Source organism: Streptomyces phytophilus, assembly GCF_013870535.1.
GTDB classification, from domain to species: Bacteria; Actinomycetota; Actinomycetes; order Streptomycetales; family Streptomycetaceae; genus Streptomyces; species Streptomyces phytophilus.
This window is the reverse complement of the sequence record NZ_JACBXC010001384.1, coordinates 1-1,524: the sequence shown is the minus strand read 5'-3', so window position 1 is coordinate 1,524 and position 1,524 is coordinate 1. Positions and strand designations below refer to the sequence as shown.

Genomic DNA, 1,524 nt, shown 5'->3' with positions numbered 1-1,524 from the left:
GGGTGCTGGTGGAGCACGAGGACGTCACGGCGGGCTCGGTGGTGGACCTGCTGGCGGACGACGCGGTGCAGGCGTTCGCGGACGGCACGCTGCGGGCGCTGCGCGAGCACGACGAGCGGGGCCGCGGCGACCTGGTCGCCTCGCTGCGGGCGTGGCTGTCGCGGCACGGGCAGTGGGACGCGGCGGCGGCCGACCTCGGGGTGCACCGGCACACGCTGCGCTACCGGATGCGGCGGGTCGAGGAGATCCTCGGTCGCTCGCTGGACGACCCGGACACGCGGATGGAGCTGTGGCTGGCCCTCAAGGCGTAGGGCGCACCCCCGCGGGCCGCGCCGGGGCGCGCACGCCCCGGCGCGGCCGCGGGCGGCTCACGGCGTACGGGCCTTGCAGGTGTCGCGGATCTTGTAGAAGTACGACAGGTACTTCGCGTGGTAGTCCGCGCTCGTGATCCGTACCATCGCCTCGTCCGCGGAACGCAGCCCTGATCCGGTCCAGTTGTGGCTGCCCGTGTACACGCGCGGTGTGATGCTGCCGTTGTAGTCGCCGTCCAGCAGCCAGAACTTCGTGTGCGTACGCACGTCGATGCCCGGGCCGTTGGTGAAGTTGCAGTACTGCCGCTGGATGCCCGCGCCGTCGAGGATGCCCTCGACCGTCGCGTCGCCCTCGCTGTAGACGACGTCGACCCAGCAGCCCTGCGCGCGCTTCTGCGCCAGCTTCTGGGCCACCTGCTTGCGGGAGCCGAGGAACTGGAACATGGCGACGCGGATGTCCGTCTGGTGCCGCTTTCCGTCCGTGCCGGTGTACGCGCACGCCACCTCGTCGAGGGCGCCCACGACGGTGTCGGTGGCCGGGTTGCCGTAGTTCGAGTCGCCGCGCGGGAAGAAGAACGCGCGGTAGCGGGAGCCGGTGGGGGTGGACCAGTAGTACGTGTTGTCGCCGCCCGCCGTGTGGCGCAGGCGGCGCTGGTCCTCGTGGAACTTCGCGTAGCCGTCGTGGACCGTGGCGTCGGTGAAGGTCACGGCGTCGTTGTACGACTCGTTCTTGTACCAGTCGTTGAGGTTGGAGGACGACTGGAAGACGACCTTGTCGTAGCTGGTCCCGTCGTCGAAGGGGCCGACCCTGGTGAAGACGAAGAACTTGTTGTGGTTGTACGCGGGCCCCGGCGGCGGGGTCGGCAGGCAGCCGCGCTGGACGTTGTCCTGGCCGGGGGTCTCGAACCGGTCGTCGCAGACGACGATCCACGACGTCCTCGTGTCGTCCGTGCCCAGCGCGCCGCGCAGCGAGGTCCAGGCGGCGCTGCCCTTGTCGCGGGTGTTGTCGTCGACGATCAGCTTCACCGCGACGCCGCGGCGGTGGGCGGCTATGAGGGCGTCGGCGACGGCCGCGTCCTCCAGCTCGAACACCGAGGCGCGGATGGTCTGGCCGGCGGGGGTGGCGTCGATGAGCGCGATGAGCTGGGTGAGCACCTAGACTCCACCGGCCCGACCCCGGACGACCGCCCGGCTCCCCGAACAAGCACCGGAC

2 protein-coding genes are annotated in these 1,524 nt (G+C 70.9%); one reads left to right on the top strand and one right to left on the bottom strand.

What is annotated here, in order from left to right:
* The coding region (locus H5J30_RS32600; RefSeq protein WP_181791273.1) for a PucR family transcriptional regulator at positions 1-311 on the top strand (311 nt) is incomplete at its 5' end.
* A 57-nt stretch (positions 312-368) separates the two neighbouring features.
* On the opposite strand, the gene H5J30_RS37575 is transcribed toward H5J30_RS32600, so the two are convergent.
* Entirely contained in the window at positions 369-1,466 is a 1,098-nt protein-coding gene (locus H5J30_RS37575) for a phospholipase D-like domain-containing protein (RefSeq protein ID WP_309505701.1), read from the bottom strand.
* Positions 1,467-1,524: the final 58 nt, after the last annotated feature.